Source organism: Clostridium tepidiprofundi DSM 19306, from assembly GCF_001594005.1.
In the GTDB taxonomy this organism is placed as follows: Bacteria; Bacillota; Clostridia; order Clostridiales; family Clostridiaceae; genus Clostridium_AC; species Clostridium_AC tepidiprofundi.
On record NZ_LTBA01000014.1, the window covers coordinates 24,825 to 44,682 of the forward strand.

Consider the following 19,858-nt stretch of genomic DNA (forward strand, 5'->3'; position numbering starts at 1 on the left):
TTTAACCAAAATGAGTTTGCTAGAATCACGAGCCAATAGGGCTCTTTTTTTATTATATGTTACAAAAGTGTAACATTATTGTAATGTTACATCGATTTAATTGTTATACCAGTATTGTATAATTGAAAGTGAGGTGATAATTGTGGAAACAATATTAAGTATTAGAAATATTGAAAAATACTATGGTAATAAAGGAAATATATTCAAAGCTTTGGATGATATAAGTTTTGATATAAGTAAGGGTGAATTTGTAGGGGTGATGGGACCATCAGGTTCGGGGAAAACAACATTGCTTAATGTAATAGGAACTATTGATAATGTAAGTGCAGGACATATATATATTGAAAATAGGGATTTGACGGAGATTTCTTCTAAGAATATAGCAAAATTCAGACGTGAAAATTTGGGATTTATATTTCAGGATTTAAATCTTATAGATACATTAACAATCCATGAGAATATAGCTTTAGCACTTACTATCAAAAAGTGTAAATCTAGTGATATCGATAATTTAGTAATAAAAGTATCTGAGCAACTTGATATTAGAAATATTTTAAATAAGTATCCATACCAGGTGTCGGGAGGTCAAAAACAAAGGGCAGCGTGTGCAAGGGCAATTGTTACAGAGCCTAAACTTATTCTTGCAGATGAACCGACAGGAGCATTAGATTCAAAATCTGCACAAATGCTTATTGAAACTATTTCAGATATGAATAATAAATTAGGTGCAACGATAATGATGGTAACACATGATTCATTTACGGCAAGTTATTGTAGTAGGATTTTATTCATAAAAGATGGCAAGATTTTTACTGAACTGGTTAAGGGCGAAAGCACACGAAAACAGTTTTTCAAGCAAATTCTTGATGTGGTTGCTTTGCTTGGAGGTGATATTAGAGATGTATACTAAAGTATTTTTGGGAAATGCTAGACGAGCTATAAAGGATTATATTGTATATATAGTGACATTAACATTATGCGTGAGTTTGTTTTATGCTTTTATGTCACTATCGAGTTCAAAATATAGATTAATAGTGGGAAGCAAATATAAACTAACAAATATGCTTTTTTACATAAAGTATTCAACATATGCAATAACAGCAGCAATGATATTTTTGGTTAATTATGTAAATAAATACATGATTAAGAGACGCAAAAGAGAGTTTGCAAATTATGTGTTATTAGGAATGGAACAAACAAATGTAGCTTTAATGTTTTTTGTTGAAACTTTAATTATCGGATTGGTAGCTATTGTTATTGGGATTTTAATAGGATGTTTGTTTTCTCAAGTACTTACAGTACTTATATGTACAACTATAGGAAGTAATGTGAGTTTTAAATTAAATTTATACATTGATACTGTAGTTATAACAATTATATTTTTTCTTGTTATGTTTGTAATAATAGGTTTATTTAATATAAGGACATTATCAAATATTAAACTTATTGATATGTTCAATGATGATAAAAAAGTTGAAATACAGTTTTCAAGGGGGAATATGTTTTATGTAATAGTATTCATAGTATCGGTTAGTATGTATATTTTGATTTCGATAAATATGAAAAAACACATTTCATTATGTATTGTAGGCTTAATTATAGCTACTTATGGTGTTTTTTATTCGGCTTCATATATTTTTATTATAATAAAAAGCAAATGTACTAGATTTAAATACAATAACACAAATTTATTTTTATTAGGTAATTTGCTTTCCAAAATAAATACAAACTCTTTTCTTATGGCAAATGTTACACTGATTTTATTTGCATCAATGGTATTATTTTCCATGACGCCTATATTATCAGAGTGGGCTAGAGGATATCTTGATTACAGAATAGTAGCCGATGTTCGCATAACAGCTCCTAATGGTTATAGTAAATTGGATTATACAGAGGTATATACATATTTAAAAAAAAGTAAAGTTGGTATAAAGAATTATTGCGAAGTTGAATTATATGATATAGATAGAGAAGATTCATATGGAAAATCTAAAATGAAAGTTCCAGTTTTTGCAGTCAGTTTAAGTGACTATAATAAATTGAGAAATATGGCAGGTTATGAGAGTATTAAACTCAGAAGTAATGAGTTTGCTACGCAGTGGACAGGATATCCTACGGATGAGTTTATTAAGAAGTATATAAATGAGAATTCTACTATTGAAGTTAATAATAGAGTATTTACTACAAATACAAACAAATATTATAATAAATCACTTGGAGAAGGGTTGTATTATCGTGCAGAATATATAATAATTCTTCCAGATGAAATTTGTAATGGATTAAGTATAGTACAAAGACAGTTTTACGCAAATACTATCAATGACATGGATTATGAATTTTCTTCGAAGTTTATTGCATTTGTAAAACAATGGGGAAGTAAAAATAGTAGCCTTAAGAGAAGAATACATGTTAGAGTTAAAAATTATGAGATTAATTCTATTACAAATATTTCATTATTTACGAAGACTCAAGGTATTTATGGTGGAGTGGTTTTGATGATAATTAGTTTAACTATATTATCACTTCAACAGTTATCAGATTCATTTGATAATAAAGACAGATTTAAAATTATCAAAAATTTGGGTGTAGATAGTGATGAAATAAATAAAATAATATTGAAGCAAATAGGGATTTATTTTGCAGTACCTATACTAGTTTCCATTTTAGTATTATCTATATTTTTATGTAATTTTGTCGATATGTTTAATGACATAGTAAGAGTATTTATAGGTACTAATGTTTTTATTTTAAATGTAAGTATTTCTAGTACGATTATAGTATTAATTTATATAAGCTATTTTCTTGTGACGTATTTTGGATTTAAGAGAAATATAAATGGTTAGTATAATTTATAGGCATAAGTGATTACATTTAATTTAAATAAAGCTAAGAATAACCATAAAAATTTGATTATCGCCTAATATTATACTATAATATTTTAAGGACTTTAAATGAGCAAAAATCATTACTATAACTTACAAATGACTTGATAATTCAATTTATAATACTGAATTTTACTGTTTTCTTGTATTAGACGATAATTGAGAGTTTTGCTTTTTATCGAATCTATAAGACTACCACTTTTGTAAGTAGAAGATTGAAGTGTTTTGATCAATTTTACAAGACTCCCACTTTTGTAAGTGGTAGACTGAAGCTTTTGCTTTAGCAAAACGAGTTTGTTGGATAATATATTAATGAACTATAAATGAAATATATATCTTAAGGAGGGAGAAAGTGGAAAAAAATGATTTTATTCTTATGGTAAAGGAAAAAGTGAAAAAAAATAAAAAAGATATTTTAAAAGTTTGTTTTTCCATTGCTGTTTTGTTTTTAGTATTTTATTTTGTAAAGAAGGAATTTAATGGCATAAACATAAAGACATCTTGGGGAATTTTGACATCTATGAAAATAAATAAGCTTGTTTTATTAGCTTCATTTGGAATAATTGCTGTGTTCACAATGGTATTTTATGATTATTTCATTGTAAAGCATATGAAATGCGATATTAAAGCTAAAGAATATGTGGTAATTTCATGGATAGCTAATACATTTAATAATGTGTGTAATTTGGGTGGAGTTACTGGTACTGGATTAAGGGCTTTGCTTTATAAAGATAAAGTTAAAAATAGAAGTGATATGAAGTATCCTTTATACATACAATTTATGTCAACACCTTCTGGATTAGCGATTTTATCTGCTTTTAGTTTAATCATTATTTTTACTTCAAAAGATATAGTTAAAAAAAATAAGATGTATATTGGTGTGCTTGTGGTTGTTATGCTATATTTGTTTGTTTATTTTTTGACTGATAAGATACCATGGTTAAAAAATAAATTGATTAAAGATAGTATACAGTATAGTGATGATTTGGGCTTTAAAATCAAGATGATGATTATTTCAGTAATAGAGTGGTTAATGGCAGCATTGTTGTTGTGGCTTATAATAATTCAATTCAATAATACTGTATCAGCTGCTGGAGTAATTGTTATGTTTACTATAGCATCAGCGATTGGAGTATTAAGTTTTATACCAGGTGGATTAGGGTCGATGGATGCTGTTATAATGTTTCATTTAAAACATTTAGGAATGTCACCAAATGAAATATTAGCTATTATAATATTATTTAGGTTATTTTACTATATAATTCCTTTCTTAATTGGAGGAGTAATGGCTTTAGGAAAGTTATTTGGTGCAAAATTGATGAATAAGATGGATAAGTATACTTGTGGAGTGGTTTGTAGATTTAAGAAAATTTGGAGGTTAGCTGAGCAGTTTAAACTGATTGGTGACATAGGTATTTTAATTATTTCTGTGTTGTTGTTTTTTAGAGGGTTTATATTGATAATGTATTCGTTAATTGGAGTATATTATGATATGCCTCATATTTCTAAAGGAATTATTAAATATTCGAATATTGTTTTTATGATTGTAGGGTATATTCTTATAATAATTGCCAAAGAGGTGTTTCACAGGGTTAAAGCTTCGTATAGATTGGCAATGTTTCTTTTATGCATAGATATGATTACAACATTTGTAAATACTTTTAGTTTATTTGAATTAATGAATGCAGGAATTGTAATAATTCTTTTATATGTTTTTAGAAATCAATTTTATAGAAAGAATATTCCTTTCATTAGAAAAGGATATATAATATCAGGTATAGTTACTCTGATTTTAGTGCTTATATATGTATTTGCGGGACCAAATATTCAGTATCAGTTAGTGAATAATGGAAGCATAAAGGAAATTCTTTTTACAAATAGGGAATTCAAAATATATGGTATTTCAACATTTATTGCAGCGTGGTTTTTGACAGGTGTGTATAATTTATTTAAGCCTAAATTTACTATGAAAATAGGATTGACACAAGAAGAAATAGATGATGTGTACGAATTTTTGAAAGAAAATGATGGAAATACGAATACTCACTTGATTTTTCTTAAAGATAAAAAATTGTTTTGGTATTCAGATAAAAAAGTATTAATAGCGTATAATAAAATCCATAATTCTTTGATAGCATTGGGGGATCCTATTGGTGATAAAAGCTTATTTAGTGATGCTATTTTAGAATTTCAAAAATATGCTGATTTATATGGACTTAGGGTAGCTTTTTACAGGGTGTCTTGGGAAAATTTCTCTATATATCATGAGAATGGATTTTATTTTTTCAAATTGGGTGAAGAGGCTGTTGTTGATGTCGAAAACTTTGATTTGAAGGGCAAGAAGAAGCAAAATTTAAGGACTGCAAAAAATAAGTTTGAAAAGAATAATTACAAATTTGAAATTTTAGATACCCCTATAAGTGATGAAGTTATGAATAAGTTGAGAATAATATCATATGAGTGGCTTGGAGATAGGAGTGAAAATAGATTTTCTATTGGATGGTTTGATGAGGAATATTTAAATAGAGGACCAATAGCGGTTATTAGAAATGAGTTCGGTAGGATAATAGCATTTGCATCTCTTATGCCGTCGTATGATAATAACAAGAGTCTTTCAATTGATTTAATGAGATATTCAAAAAATTCGTTCAATGGAATAATGGAGGTGCTCTTTTTATATATTATTTTGTGGGCAAAAGAAAATGGATATAAGTATTTTAGTTTGGGTATGGCTCCATTGTCTAATGTAGGTATGTTATCTAGAGCACATAAGCAGGAGAAGGCAGCAAAGTTTATATATAATTTTGGAAATCACTGGTATAATTTTAAGGGGCTTAGAAGATTTAAGGATAAGTATCAGCCAAATTGGGAACCTAGATATTTGGCATTTCCTAAGGCAGCTTCATTACCAGGATTGATGATAAGTATAATAAGATATATAGCAAAACCTTATAATTAAAAAGTATTTGTTTTTGAGGCATAATATTATTTATGTCTCGTTTTTTGTTTAGCAGATTTGAATGAAAATATTAAAAATATGTAAAGAAAGTGTTAATTTTGACGATAAGTTACTGTAGATGAGTAATGTATGTTATCAGTGTATAAATTGTGAGGAGATGATATGATGAAAAGCTTAAAGCAGAAAATTATTTTGCCTGTTTTGTTAAGTGCATTTGTCGGAATTTTAATTTTAGCAGTAGCTGTATTTTTTCGAGCACAAAGTATTATGATTGATAATATGGAGCAATTGGTGCAGAGTAAGGTTAGTAAACTTGCTATGATTACTGATAACAAAGTTAATGAATGGAAAAATCAAATAGATTTATTGTCATCAATTGATATTATTAAGGATTTAAATGCTGATGAACTTGAAAAATTTCATTCTCAAAATAGTCAGAGCTTTAAGGAATATGAGTCTTTGATTATATCAGATCAATATGGGAACTATAAAGGTACTAATGGAGGAATAGGAAACATAAGTGATAGAGAATATTTCAAAGAAGTTATGAATGGAAAACTTGTAATTTCTGAGCCGGTAATATCCAAAAGCCTAGGGGAACCAATTATTGTAGTAGCTGCACCTGTAGAGGATACTTACGGTAAGGTTATAGGTTTAATTGGTGGAACTGTAAAATTATCTGCAATAACGGATATAATTAATAGGGAGAAACTTGGAGAAAATGGGTATGCATATATGATAAATAAAAGTGGTATAGCAATAGCACATCCAGTAAAAGAAAAAATATTAAAGGAAAGTATTTTGGAATCTAGTAGTAAAACTTTAAAGAATATAGGCAAAAGAATGATTGCTGGAAAATATGGAGTAGATGATTATGAATGTAATGGCGTTAGAAAAATAGTAGCATATGCACCGATTAAATCAACAGGTTGGTCTGTTGCAATGACAACTAATTATAGTGAGGTTTTAGAGGGGGCCAATAAATTAAAGAACATTATTACGATAATGGGTATTTTGATATTAGTATTACTTGCATTGGTTATATATGTTTTAATAAATAAAGCAGTAAAACCAATTATAGATATTGCTAGTATCACAAAAGAGGTATCATCAGGAAATCTTAATGTTAACATAGATGTTAAGAGTAAGGATGAAATTGGAGTTCTTGCAAATAATTTTAATAAAATGATAGAAAATATGAAAAGCTTAATATCAAATATAAATGATATGGGAGAAACTGTTGCAACAACATCACAGCAAATGATGGAGTCCACACAAGAAGCTACAAAAGTTTCGGAGCAGATAACAGATACAATATCTGAACTAGCTAAGGGAGCAACTGTACAAGCACAATCAGCTCAAAATATAAGCGATATGGCAAGTGAACTCATAGATGGTATATCTAGAATATCTAAAAACACAGATAATACAGAAGAACTTGCTATTAACGCAAGGGAAGCTGTTGATTTTGGTATGAGTACCATAGAATATCAAAACAAAATGATGATTGAAAATAAGAATTCAACTAAGAAATTTTCCCGAGATATAGTGTCGTTATCCAAAAAATCTGAACATATTGGTCAAATTGTCGAATTGATTGGTAATATCGCTGAACAGACAAATTTACTTGCACTTAATGCAGCTATAGAGGCTGCTAGAGCGGGAGAACATGGTAAGGGGTTTGCTGTGGTAGCTGATGAAGTTAGAAAATTAGCAGAAGAGTCAAGCAAATCAACTCAAGATATAAGTAACATAATAAGTGAAATACAAACAGAAGTGGATAATGTTGTTAAGGAAATGAGTAATACAGAAAATATTATAGCTGAACAGGAGAAGGCAGTAAAAGAAACGGTTGGTGCTTTTGAAAAGATATTATCATCTGTTGAAGATGTTATGAATAATATTAAAGAAGTTGCAGATTATAGTAAAGAGTTAAGTGCTAAGTCTTTATCTGTAGGAGAGAGTATAGAAAGTATATCTAGTATAACGCAAGAAAATGCTGCAGGAACGGAAGAGGCTGCTGCTTCTACAGAAGAACAAACAGCTTCTTTAGAGGAAATAACAGCTTCGGCTCAAGAGTTAGCTGAGATTTCTAAAAAGCTTCAGCAATCTATTAAAAAATTTACAATATAAAATAAATATTTGAATAGTATTTTGAAATTAATATATAAAACCAAAAGGGGTTGTAGCATAAGTAATTAAAAATTACTTATGTACAACTCTTTTATATTAAAAATAAACTTTTGAAAGGCGGGTAGTATATTGTCAAATGAAATAAGCGATTTGATAAATCAACGTAAGAAAAAAGTTAATAGCAAGAAAAACCAGATTTTTTATGGAGGTACGTTATTAATAATTGCATTGTTTTTATGCATGGTGATTTGGAAAAATAATCATGTTTATGCTTTGTGTTGGATTATAGGAATTATTATAGGAATAGTTATACGATATTCTAGATTTTGTTTTGCTTCTGCATTCAGAGAGCCATTCCTTGTTGGTAATACCAGAATAATTAGAGCGATTATTTTAGCTTTGATTATTAGCAGTATAGGATTTGCAATAATTCAATATAAATATTGCCATGGGAATTTTGCTGATTATAATGTAGTTCCAGGTGAAATAAGTTCTGTTGGAATACATGTGGCTTTAGGGGCATTTATATTTGGAATAGGTATGATTTTTGCAGGGGGATGTGCGTGTAGTACATTGATGCGAATAGGCGAAGGACATTCTTTGCATTGGGTTGTTCTATTAGGTTTTATAATTGGTACATTGCTTGGAGCAAAGAATTATCCTTTTTGGTATAATCATATCATAGTAAATGCAAAGACAATTTATTTTTTCAAATATTTTGATTTTAAAATAGTCCTTTTTGGACAAATAATAGTGCTGATAGTTTTATACATGGCAGCATTGTGGTATGAAAATAGACATTCAAAAGATATGTGATGGAGGAAGTTTTATGACAGTAAAAAAATTGGATTGTTTATCAGAGGTATGTCCTATACCTTTACTAAAGGCTATGAAGGAATTAAAAAATATGAAATCAGGTGATATATTGATTTTGAATTCAGATCATAGTTGTGTAGGCATTGATGTTAAGGAATGGGCAGAAAAGCACAACTATCCTGTAGAAGTAGTTGAAGTTGAAGATGGAGAATGGGAAGTATATATACAAAAGATATAGAGCATTTTATTTCAAATGCCTAGTGCAAATGGGAGTGGTATCATGAAATCTGTTACAAAATGGTTAAAAAAGCCCTGGCCTTATTGGGTAGGAGGAATTTTACTCGGATTAATGAGTATTGTTTTATTAGCATCAGTAGGTATAACTTGGCAGATTACTAGTGGTTTTTTATTATGGGGAGTTAGTATTTTAAATCTATTTGGTTTTAAACCTTTGAATTGGGAATATTTTGGATATTTACAATCGTATTATGAACCTATATTCAAACATGAGAGCTTGGTTTTAAATAAGTATACTATTTTGAATTTAGCTGTTATTATTGGAGCTTTGATAGCGACATTATTAGCATCTCAATTCAAATGGAAAAAAATAAAGAGTAAGAAGCAATTTATATTAGCACTTGTTGGTGGAATAATGATGGGATATGGTACTAGGTTAGCTGGAGGGTGCAATATTGGAGCTTTTTTTAGTGGTATTCCATCATTTTCATTGCATGGTTGGATTTTTGGAATTTTTGCTATTTTAGGAGTATGGGTAGGTATTAAAATTTTAACTCGTTTTTTCATATAACTCATATGAAAATAAATAACAAATCAAATATGCAATTTATATTTTGCGTAGTACAAAGACTTAGGTTCTGCTAATCAAAGTAATGTAGATTTTTTAGCAGAACCCTCTTTTACTTGATATAATAAAATCGACAAATTTTTGCTCGTATTCTGTAAATGTGTAATTTTTTCTAGAAGCAATGTAGTAATTAAAATTTATGGTTAAGTTTTCAACTTTAACAGGTGTAATTCTTTGTTCTTTAAGTTCTTGTGCAATTGTTAGCTTTGGCAAGAATGAAAATCCCTTTCCAGCAAGTATAGATGATTTTATAGCTTCAGGAGAATTTAAATCATATATTACGTTTAAATTTTCAAGTTTAATATTTTTTTCTTCAAGTGCTTTTTCTATTAAGTATCGTGTTCCAGAATTTTTTTCGCGTAAAATCAAAGGTATATTTCTAAGCTCATCTATTGAAATTTGTTTTGGAGAATCACAACAATTTCCTATTAAAATAAGTTCGTCTGATATTATCGTCTGTGTTACAATATCATCATTTTGAGGTTTATATTGTATAATACCAATATTTATGGTATGGTTTTGAAGTTTTTTAATAACATCGGTAGAGTTATTTACATCTATGTGAATATCTACTTCTTCATATAAATGTTTAAATGTATAAATACTGCATGGTAATGCATATTCACCTACGCTTTTGCAGGAACCTATCATGAGTTTTGGTCTATTTTGTTGAAGATTTTTAAGATCTCTTTGTATGTTTCCATGAATAGAAAGCATAGTTTTTGCATAGTCAAATACTACTTTGCCTTCTTCGGTAAGTTCCACACCCTTGTTGCTTCTCTTTAGAAGGTTCACACCTAATTCTTTTTCTAAATTTCTTAACTGCATACTTAATCCAGGCTGTGTAAGATGAAGATCTTTTGCAGCTTTTGATATGCTATTGCATTTTACGGTTATATAAAATGAGTGTAAATATTCAAGATTCATATAGTCACATCCTCAATATATAGAAAATAATCTTACTCCTATTGTACTACTATACGGTATAAAAATAAATATATTTTCACTTTTGAAATTTACGTTAAAGGTTATAATAAAAAAGTGTTATAGTATATAACATTTGCTTATTATGAAAAGAGATATTAATGTATTATAATTATCATATAGATAAATATTTAACAAACAAACTTCATATTCAAAATGTTATGACAGGAGTTGAGTTTATATTTAAATTAATAGACAAAATAATTGAATTGATTAATATGTGCTTGTGGAATGTGTTTTTACCTGTTTTTATAATAGTAGCTTTGTACATAACTTATAGAACTGTAAAATTTATTGATACCATAAGTGTTAAGGATAAAACAATGTGGGAATTTTCCAAGATTAAGAACTCACTTTTTGTATCATTATCATCCAAAATAGGAACAGGTGCTATTATTGGAGTTTTGGCTGCTATGAGGAAAGCATCATATAACGGAATAGGTGGAGAGGGTATAGTATTATGGGTTATTATTGGAATGCTTTTACTAGTTCCAGTAACTTATTCGGAAGTCTTATTTTCGATGATAACAAAAAAGACACCAAAAGATTTCATAGCATATAACGTAACTGATAAAGCAAGTGTTGTATATAGTGTTGGATTGACTATATTATACTCATTTGGTTTTGTCGGATTTCAATTGACAGGAATTCAAAGCATAATAAAGATAGTTTTTAAACAGAAATTCAATTATGAATTTACATATAGTTCTATGATGTTTTGTGTGATATTACCACTCATTATAGTAGTGTCTTTAATAGTAATATTAAAAAGCTATAAACTTTTTATAAATGTTTTAGGTTTTTTGATATCTTTTATGGTTTTAGCGTATGTAATATTTTTTATTGCATTTTTGGTTTCAACAGCAGATTTTATTCCAAAATATTTAGTGCTTGTTTGGAATGATTTTATAAGATTTAGGTCTGCTTCTATTGGAATACCGATAGGATTTATAGTAGGTTTGCAAAGAATTATACAAACAAGTGAAACAGCTCTTGGAACGAGTGCACTTTCGAGTGCAGATGCAAAGAATTCACCAAGGAGAGAAGCTATTATTCAAGTAATATCAACTGTTATTACTATATTTATAGCTGTTGTAATAACATCATATGTATTTACATACGGTAGATATAATGTGAGTGGTATAAATTTAAGTGCAAATGGGTTTGAAAGGATTTTAGCTTATCTAAGGAGTGCTATTTCTGTAACAGGGTATTGGGGTGGAATGGTTATAATTATTTTCTTTATATTATCTGGTTTTACAACAGTATTAGGGTCATTTCACTTTTTAAATAGAACAATGAGTTTAAGTGAAAATAGGAGAATTTTGTTTTACATAAGCTTAATAACACTATCAGGAATATTAAGCATTTCTAATTTTGATACTATTTTTGAAGTAGTAAACTTACTCATGTTTATTGTTAGCTTTATAAATATTTTAGCAATGCTAATTTTTGCAATTAAAAATATATATGATTTTAAAATTAGATAATGGAGGTACATATAGATGAAAAAGTATTTAATAGTTGGAGGAGTAGCAGGTGGAGCATCTACAGCTGCTAGATTAAGAAGACTTAGTGAAGAAGACAAAATAATAATGTTTGAGAGAGGACCTCATGTATCGTTTTCGAATTGTTGTTTACCATATCATTTAAGCGGAGTGGTAGAGGATGCTGATAGTTTGGTTCTTATGTGCCCAGAGAAATTTTTAAAACAGTACGAAATTGAAGCTAGAGTAAATAACGAAGTTTTATCTATTGATAGGGAAAATAAAGAAGTTGCTGTGAAGGATTTGTTAACTGGAGAAGTATATAAAGAATCATATGATAAATTAATATTATCTCCAGGTGCAAAACCAATAGTTCCTAATATACCAGGTATTGAAAATGTAAATGTATTTACTATAAGAAATGTTGTAGATATTGAGAAATTAAATAATTTTGTTAAATCAAATGGAATTAAAAATGTATCAGTAATAGGTGGAGGATTTATAGGTGTTGAGGCTGCTGAAAACCTAAAAGAAGCAGGATATAATGTAACTTTAATTGAAGCTATGCCTCAAATAATGAAACCTTTTGATTATGATATGGTTCAGATATTACATAAAGAATTATATGATAATGATGTAAATTTAATAGTTGGAGACAAAGTAAGTTCTTTTGAAAAAGATACAGTTGTTTTAGAATCAGGTAAAAAAGTTCAGGCTGAAGCAGTGGTTATGGCTATTGGTGTTCTTCCAGAAACAGAGTTAGCTGTTAAAGCAGGTTTGGAATTGGGAGAGACAGGTGCTATAAAAGTTGATCAAAATTATAGAACAAATGATAAAGATATATATGCTGTTGGTGATGCTATTGAAGTATATAATGCATTGACTAACTCAATGACTAAATTACCTTTAGCTGGACCGGCTCAAAAGCAAGCTAGAGCGGTAGCAGATCATATACATGGGAAAAATGTATTAAACAAAGGATTTATTGGTTCATCTGTAATTAAAGTATTTAATTACAATGCTGCTTCTACTGGATTGAATGAAGGATTGATTAAAGCACTTAATATGAACATAAGTTATGATATTGTTTACATAATACCAGGGGATAAAGTTGGCTTAATGCCTGGATGTGAGCAGGTTCACTTTAAATTAATATATGAAGTTCCAACTGGAAGAATATTAGGTGCTCAGGCTATTGGTAAAGGAAATGTTGATAAGAGAATAGATGTTATTGCAACAGCAATTAAATTTGGTGCTACAGTAGAAGATTTAAGAGATTTAGAATTATGTTATGCTCCACCATTTGGAACAGCAAAAGATGTTGTTAATTTTGCAGGATATGTAGCTTCTAATTTACTTAATGATAGTTTTAGACAGGTACGAGTTAGTTCTGTAAGAGAATTAGTAGAAAGCGGTGCTTGTATAATTGATGTGAGAGAAAAAGATGAATATGAGCAAAGCCACATTGTAGGTGCGATGAATTTACCTTTAAGCGAAATTAGAAATAGGTTAGATGAGATTCCAAAGGATAGACCTGTTTATTTGCACTGCAGAAGTGGTCAAAGAAGCTATAATGCTGTGTTAGCATTACAACACTTAGGATTTGAAAATGTATATAATATTTCAGGTGGATTCTTAGGAATATCATTTTATGAGTATTTTAATGATAAAACAATGAATAGAAAAATGATTGTTACAGATTACAATTTTGAGTAAGAAATAGGGGCGTATTGCCCCTTAACATACTAAATTTTTGCAATATGAAGTTAAAAAAATAACAATTGGGAGGATGAATACCAAATGAAGAAAAAGCAAATATATATTGGTTTTGCAATATTGATAGCTATGATTGTTTTTGGTGCAATGCAATATGCAAAGGATTACAGGTTAGCGTTACATTTAACTATTGGACTTACAATAGGATATGTAATGCAAAGGTCTAGATTTGGTTTTGCAGGAGCTATCAGAAAAACGTATTCAACTGGTGATAGCAGTTTAGCAAAAGCACTAATGTTTTTATTTTCTATTTCATTGATAGTTACTGCTGCAATACATTATGGTGCAGCTATTAATGGTGCAGATGTGTACTTTAGGGCAGTTAAATCAGGTGCAGATGTAATTCCGGGATCTGATTATGTTGAACCTGCTAATTTAGCTACAGTACTAGGTGGAATATTATTCGGTATTGGTATGATGCTAGGTGGAGGATGTGCTTCAGGAACACTTACAGATGCAGGAGAAGGTGAAGGAAGAGCTCTTATTGTATTATTTTTCTTTTCAACTGGTGCATTGTGGGGAGCACATGATATGCCATGGTGGAGACAAAGTATATTTTTCAGAATACATAAAAGACTTTATTTACCAGATATTTTTGGGTATATGGGAGCAATAGCAGTTTCATTATTAGGATATTTATTAATATATATTTTAGTTAAAAAATATGAAGATAAAAGAAGAAAAGAAAACACTTTAAAATTAGAAGAGTATGCTGATTGGGAGAAGGAATTGCCAGAACCATCAGAATTTAAATTTTTCAGTAAGGAGACATATCATAAGTTTTTTGTTAAGAGATGGTCTTATTATACTGGAGCAGTAATGATAATGCTTATGTTTGTAGCTATATTGGTTACAACAGGTACAAGCTGGGGTGTAACAGCTGTATATGCACATTGGGCAGCTTGGTTCTATCAAGCATTAGGTTTAGTAGATGTTTCTAATTGGGGATGGTTTGCAGGAAAAATGGATGCTGTAAGAGCAGGATTTTTCAATCATCCAGGTTCTATGAGAAATATGGGAATAATGATTGGAGCATTGATAGCACCTTTATTAGCAGGACATTTTTCATTTAAAACAAACTTTAAATTAAGAGATGTTTTATTCTATGCAATTGGTGGATTGATGATGGGATACGGAGCTAGGATAGCTTTGGGATGTAATATAGGAGCTTTGTATTCAGGATTGACTAATATGTCGTTATCAGGTTGGGTATTTATGCCTGCACTGACTCTTGGAGGAATATTGGGAGTTAAATTAACTCGAAAACTTAATGTTAAAATTTAGAATGTTTATTATAGAGCAGTAGTTACTACACTACTGTTCTATTTTTGTGCTAAAATATACTTATGTGTATTTATTTATTCTATTTATTTTGAGGAGTGCTTTATTTATGAAAAGTATTGCTTTGGTTACTGATGGTAAAAATATTGAAGTTGAAGAGGCATTAATTGAAAATTTAAATGCTGTTTTTAAAGGATATGTTAAGATTAATAATTATTATTTTAAGAATTTATCAAAAAATCAGATAATAACTGATGATATAGTTTTGGTAATGATAAAAGAGAGGGCTATTAGAATTAAGGAACATGTTTTGGATCGTAAAAGAATAGTTGTTGTGAATAGAACTATAAGAGAAGGCGAAATTTATAAATTATTTTCATTACCTGAAAAAATAGATGTTCTTGTTGTAAATGATAATATGGAAACGACAATTCAAACTACTGCATTATTATATGAGTTAGGAGTAAATCATTTAAATCTTATACCGTATGATGAAAATAAATCATATGAAAATATAAAAATAGCTGTTACGCCTGGTGAATGTGATAAAGTTCCTAAATATATAGAACGAGTAATTGATTTAGGTCAAAGGTGCATTGATATATCTACGTTTTTAAATATAATGAATAAATTGAAGATAGGAAATAAGGAAATTAGCAGAAGAATTGTTAAGTATTCTGAACAGGTTATAAGTCTTGATACGGGTATAAAGGAAAGATATAAGGAACTTGTCATTAAAAATGATGAATTGGATAGCATAATAAATTTGTCGAATGATGGAATATTAGCTGTTTCAAATAAAGGTATTATAACTGTATGCAATGAGAGTTTAAAAAAGATATTTAATATTAATGAAGATATAATAGGAAAAAATATAAATAAATATTTAAATGAAGATACTAGAAAAATTTTTGATAATAATGAGGAAATGAATGGTGTTTACAAATTTAAAAATAGATTTGGTGAAAAATATGTAAATGTAAATAAGAAAAACATATTCCATTTTGGAAAGAAGAATGGCATGTATTATAACATACAAGAGATAACATATATAAGGCAGCTTGAGCAGAATTTAAGCAAAAAGCTTAGGGAAAATGGTCAGATTGCAAGATATAACTTTGAAGATATACAGACGAATTCCATTAGCATGAATAAAACTAAGATATTAGCTAAAAAGATAGCATCTGTTGATTTTACGGTTTTAATTACAGGGGAAAGTGGTACTGGTAAAGAATTATTTGCTCAATCGATTCATAATGCATCAAAGAGGAGTAAGCAACCTTTTATTGCTGTTAATTGTGCTGCAATGCCTGAAAATTTGTTAGAGAGTGAGCTATTTGGATATGAGTCAGGTGCATTTACTGGGGCTTTAAAATCAGGTAAAAGAGGATTGTTTGAACAAGCAAATAATGGAACTATATTTTTAGATGAAATAGGTGATATGCCACTTCATCTTCAAACTAAATTATTGAGGGTTTTGCAGGAAAAGCAGGTTATGAGAATTGGTGCAGAGCGGGTTATTGATATTGACGTTAGAATAATTGCTGCTACTAATAGGGATTTATTGCGTATGGTAAATGAAGGGGAATTTAGAGCTGATTTATACTACAGAATAAATGTATTTCCCATAAATATTCCCCCTTTAAGAGAAAGAAAAGAAGATATAATTATATTGCTGAAACATTTTATAAATAGAAAAGTTAAATTAAGTGATGAAGTTATTAGTATTCTTATGAAGTATGATTGGCCAGGAAATATAAGAGAGCTTAAAAATGTTGCTATTTATATAGAGACTATGTGTGAAAGCGATATCGTAAAACCAAGTGATTTACCGTTTAATTTGATGAATGTTAAAAGCAGGTACATTTGTGAAATGCGAGTACTTGAAGATAAGAATTGTTTAGATGAATCCTTAAAAATTATGCGTATAATATATGAAAATAATATGAAGAATAAAAGTATAGGTAGGAATAACATTGTAAAAATACTTCAAGATGTAGGTATTACACTGACAGAGGGAGAGGTTAGAGGAGTATTATCGCTACTGAATGAATTGGATTTTATAACATGTAGTGTTGGAAGAAGGGGAAGCAAAATAACTAGAAAGGGAATAGAATTTTTAACAAGATTCGATAAGCTAAAATTAATAAGTAGTAGTGAAAAGTTCATATAAGGGAAGTTAATAGGCAAAGAAATAGGTTATAATATTAACCTATTAAACCTATTATGATATGTATTTATGTATATATTGATACAATTAAATAATAGTGAATTAAAATAATTATAAAGAATAAAAATAGGGAGTATCTATTTAAAATATAGATGCTTCTTATTTTTATAAATATTAAGAAAATTATAAAAACATCAATAAATTCTAAAAAATAGATTAAAATAATTAACAATTTTGATTTTTGGCATTAAAATTGCTTAAAAATAATAATGTGATATTTTTATCAAATATATCAGTAAGTCGTTATAAAATTTTATCAACTAAAAGGAGGAGCAACACATGGGAAATGACAATAAACCAATAATTGGGATTTCGGGAAGCTTAATAATTGATGAAGGAGGGATGTTTCCAGGATATGAAAGAGCTTATGTAAATAATGATTATGTGCAGTCTGTTGTTATGGCAGGTGGTATTCCTTATATCATTCCTATGGTGTATGATGATGAAGTTATTAAAGAACAAATTAAAAACATTGATGCACTGATATTATCAGGAGGACATGATGTTAATCCATTGCTTTGGGGAGAAGAGCCATCTCAAAAGTTGGGAGGAATACTTCCAAAGAGAGATACTTATGATATTAAATTGTTAAAAGTAGCTCAAGAAATGCATAAGCCAATTTTGGGTATATGTAGAGGAGAACATATATTAAATGTAGGAAATGGAGGAAGTCTATATCAAGACCTATCTTTTATCGACGGTTGTTATATAAAGCATAATCAGCAGCATTTATCAAATGTTCCGACTCATACAGTTAATATTGTTAAAGGCACAAAATTATATGATATTCTAGGAGAAAAAGTATTAACAAATAGTTTCCATCACTTGGGTATAAAAGATGTTGCACCAGGTTTTGTAGTTGCAGCTAGAGCAGAAGATGGTGTGGTTGAGGCTATAGAAAGAGAAGGAGATTTATTTGCAATAGGAATACAATGGCATCCTGAAATGATGACTAGAGATTATCCAATAATGCTTGAAATATTTAAAAGGTTAATTGAAGAAGCAAAAAAATAATGAACAAAAATAAGGAGGAAAAATAATGAGTGATAAGAACAAATTAGGTTTTTGGAGTATTGTTTTACTAGGTATTAATGCAATCATAGGTTCAGGTATTTTTGGTCTTCCTGGTAAAGCATATGCTAAAATGGGACCGGCTAGTATGTTGGTATTGCTATTTTGTATGGTTTTAGCAGTATCGATAGCTCTTTGTTTTGCTGAAGCAAGTAGTTGGTTTGAAGAAAATGGTGGCCCGTATTTGTATGCTAAGGAAGCATTTGGTGACTTTATTGGATTTGAAGTTGGCTTTATGAAATGGGCAATAGGTATGATTGCATGGGCTGCAATGGCTAATTTCTTTGCTATTACGTTATCAAAGATATGGCCTGTAATGGCAGAAACATTTTACAAAAATATTATTATTACAGTTGTTTTAGTTGGTCTTGGTATAATTAATATTTTAGGTGTAAAGATTTCAAAAATAGTAAATGATTCAATAACTATAGGTAAATTAGTTCCTTTGTTCATTTTCATAATTGTTGGTATATTCTTTATTAAAGGTGGAAATTTTAAACCGTTTGTAATAATTCCTAAAGGACATACTGCATCTACTGCATTTGTTGCAGCATCAATTTCATTATTTTATGCATTTACTGGTTTTGAATCTTTAGCAGTTGCAGCAAAAGATATGGAAAATCCTAAAAAGAATGTTCCTAAAGCGTTGGTAACAGTTATGGCTTTGGTTTCTTTGGTTTATTTTCTTGTTTTAGCTATAAGCATAGGTGTATTAGGTGGAAATTTAAGTGGTGCTGATACTCCAGTCGCAGATGCTGCAGGAGCTATACTTGGTAATGCAGGAGCATATTTTATAACTATTGGTACTGTAATATCAGTTGGAGGAATTAATATAGCAGCTTCATTCCTTACTCCTAGATCAGGCGTTGCTTTAGCTGATCAGGGATTAGTCCCTAAGTGTGTTGCAAAGAATAATAAACATGGAGCACCATATATTGCAATTATAATTACGGTTTTAGGCTCATTGTTGATAGCTTGGTCAGGAACTTTTGGAACTCTTCTTCAAATAAGTGTTATTTCTAGATTTATTCAGTATATACCAACATGTATAGCTGTACTAGTATTTAGAAAGAAATTTGTTGGTAAAGAAATTAATTTTAGAATTCCAGGTGGAGCATTTGTACCATTGCTTGCTGTTTCAATAAGTGTGTGGTTATTAATTAAAGCTGGAATGGCAAGTCCAATGAAGATTGTTTGGGGATTAGGTGGATTATTAGTTGCCGTACCATTCTATTTCTTCATGACAAAGGTATATAATAAAAAAGAAGCATAGTAAAACTAGAGTTTTGTATTTAAGTTGATTTACTAATATGTATATGTTATATTATAGGTGTAACTGAGAGGGAGTAGCTGAGAATTTTCTCAAATAGAATC

The 19,858-nt window shown here is 29.3% G+C and carries 14 protein-coding genes; 13 read left to right on the forward strand and 1 reads right to left on the reverse strand.

Annotated features, from left to right (window positions below; all coding sequences use genetic code 11):
- Positions 1-142: 142 nt before the first annotated feature.
- The 7 genes from CLTEP_RS07285 (at position 143) to CLTEP_RS07315 (ending at position 9,598) form a co-directional block, all read left to right on the forward strand.
- The gene (locus CLTEP_RS07285; protein WP_066824801.1) at positions 143-910 is read left to right on the forward strand and encodes an ABC transporter ATP-binding protein; all 768 of its coding nucleotides are present in this window, start codon (positions 143-145) and stop codon (positions 908-910) included.
- On the forward strand, positions 900-2,843 hold the full coding sequence (locus CLTEP_RS07290; protein WP_066824804.1) for an FtsX-like permease family protein: 1,944 nt from the start codon (positions 900-902) through the stop codon (positions 2,841-2,843). The genes CLTEP_RS07285 and CLTEP_RS07290 overlap by 11 nt, the downstream gene beginning before the upstream one ends.
- A gap of 391 nt (positions 2,844-3,234) precedes the next feature.
- Positions 3,235-5,841 (forward strand): bifunctional lysylphosphatidylglycerol flippase/synthetase MprF, encoded by a 2,607-nt coding sequence (mprF, locus tag CLTEP_RS07295; RefSeq protein ID WP_066824807.1) that lies wholly within the window; start codon positions 3,235-3,237, stop codon positions 5,839-5,841.
- A gap of 165 nt (positions 5,842-6,006) precedes the next feature.
- The gene (locus tag CLTEP_RS07300; RefSeq protein ID WP_066824809.1) at positions 6,007-7,974 is read left to right on the forward strand and encodes a methyl-accepting chemotaxis protein; all 1,968 of its coding nucleotides are present in this window, start codon (positions 6,007-6,009) and stop codon (positions 7,972-7,974) included.
- A 129-nt stretch (positions 7,975-8,103) separates the two neighbouring features.
- Complete coding sequence (locus CLTEP_RS07305) at positions 8,104-8,790, forward strand: YeeE/YedE thiosulfate transporter family protein (protein WP_066824812.1); 687 nt, start codon at positions 8,104-8,106, stop codon at positions 8,788-8,790.
- Positions 8,791-8,803: 13 nt separating this feature from the next.
- Positions 8,804-9,028 carry a sulfurtransferase TusA family protein gene (locus tag CLTEP_RS07310; protein WP_066824815.1) on the forward strand — a complete coding sequence of 75 codons (225 nt, stop codon included), beginning with the start codon at positions 8,804-8,806 and terminating at the stop codon, positions 9,026-9,028.
- A gap of 42 nt (positions 9,029-9,070) precedes the next feature.
- Positions 9,071-9,598, forward strand: coding sequence for a YeeE/YedE thiosulfate transporter family protein (locus CLTEP_RS07315; protein WP_066824818.1), 528 nt, complete (start codon positions 9,071-9,073; stop codon positions 9,596-9,598).
- A gap of 93 nt (positions 9,599-9,691) precedes the next feature.
- Here CLTEP_RS07315 and CLTEP_RS07320 read toward each other — a convergent pair whose 3' ends face one another.
- Positions 9,692-10,582 carry a LysR family transcriptional regulator gene (locus CLTEP_RS07320; protein ID WP_066824820.1) on the reverse strand — a complete coding sequence of 297 codons (891 nt, stop codon included), beginning with the start codon at positions 10,580-10,582 and terminating at the stop codon, positions 9,692-9,694.
- Between the two features lie 158 nt (positions 10,583-10,740).
- On the opposite strand from CLTEP_RS07320, the gene CLTEP_RS07325 reads away from it, so the two are divergent.
- From CLTEP_RS07325 to CLTEP_RS07350, 6 genes are all read left to right on the forward strand, one after another.
- Positions 10,741-12,129, forward strand: a complete 1,389-nt coding sequence (locus CLTEP_RS07325; RefSeq protein ID WP_242863886.1) for an alanine:cation symporter family protein — start codon at positions 10,741-10,743, stop codon at positions 12,127-12,129.
- Between the two features lie 15 nt (positions 12,130-12,144).
- Positions 12,145-13,842 (forward strand): FAD-dependent oxidoreductase, encoded by a 1,698-nt coding sequence (locus CLTEP_RS07330; protein ID WP_066824827.1) that lies wholly within the window; start codon positions 12,145-12,147, stop codon positions 13,840-13,842.
- A gap of 84 nt (positions 13,843-13,926) precedes the next feature.
- A complete protein-coding gene (locus CLTEP_RS07335; RefSeq protein WP_066824829.1) occupies positions 13,927-15,186 on the forward strand; it encodes a YeeE/YedE family protein in 1,260 nt (419 codons plus the stop codon).
- 106 nt (positions 15,187-15,292) lie between these two features.
- A complete protein-coding gene (locus CLTEP_RS07340) occupies positions 15,293-17,356 on the forward strand; it encodes a sigma-54 interaction domain-containing protein (protein ID WP_066824832.1) in 2,064 nt (687 codons plus the stop codon).
- A gap of 336 nt (positions 17,357-17,692) precedes the next feature.
- Positions 17,693-18,427, forward strand: a complete 735-nt coding sequence (locus CLTEP_RS07345; RefSeq protein WP_066824835.1) for a gamma-glutamyl-gamma-aminobutyrate hydrolase family protein — start codon at positions 17,693-17,695, stop codon at positions 18,425-18,427.
- Positions 18,428-18,452: 25 nt separating this feature from the next.
- A complete protein-coding gene (locus tag CLTEP_RS07350) occupies positions 18,453-19,757 on the forward strand; it encodes an APC family permease (RefSeq protein ID WP_066824839.1) in 1,305 nt (434 codons plus the stop codon).
- The last annotated feature ends 101 nt before the right edge of the window (positions 19,758-19,858 follow it).